We start from the raw sequence: 509 nt of genomic DNA on the forward strand, positions 1-509 counted from the left end.
TAACGTTTGGACAGAATGGTTGAGAGTGGCTACAAATCCCATAAGTTCCCATACTTGCCTTGGAGATGCGAGCGATAAGTGTACATGGCGCTATGGCACATCTCATCGTGAACAAAAACCTTGAATTAAATCATGGAGGAAAAAATGAAACAAACTCTAAAGCTATTAGGTGCTGTAACTTTATTAGGTATTGCAGGATGTCAGTTTAATAAAACTCCTGGAGGGTATTTGAGCGCGTGGGAGAAAAATAGTGTTACTGATTTTACGGAGATAGGAAAAGCCCTATTAGAATGTGGCATGCCAACGCCTTATGATATCGATCCAGAAAACCAACAGCAGAGTATTAATGCTAAAGCAACAACTTATGCTTGCATGCTCCAATCAGGATTCCGCTATAAAGATGAAGAAGTAGCAAGAGCGGGAGGGCCATGTTATACTTTTAAAGAGAAAAACTTGCCGATTTGTCGTCCAGGTGCTGTCATACCACAGCGCAGTGTCAAGAAGCGCTT

Annotated in this window: 1 protein-coding gene; it reads left to right on the top strand. The window is 41.7% G+C overall.

Annotated elements, in window-relative coordinates:
- Positions 1–144 precede the first annotated feature (144 nt).
- Positions 145–509: hypothetical protein (locus ACFIJJ_RS10255; protein ID WP_375646878.1), on the top strand; the 365-nt coding region annotated here is incomplete at its 3' end.

The sequence above is a fragment of the Bartonella sp. TT29SHDZB genome, assembly GCF_042193395.1.
Taxonomy (GTDB): domain Bacteria; phylum Pseudomonadota; class Alphaproteobacteria; order Rhizobiales; family Rhizobiaceae; genus Bartonella.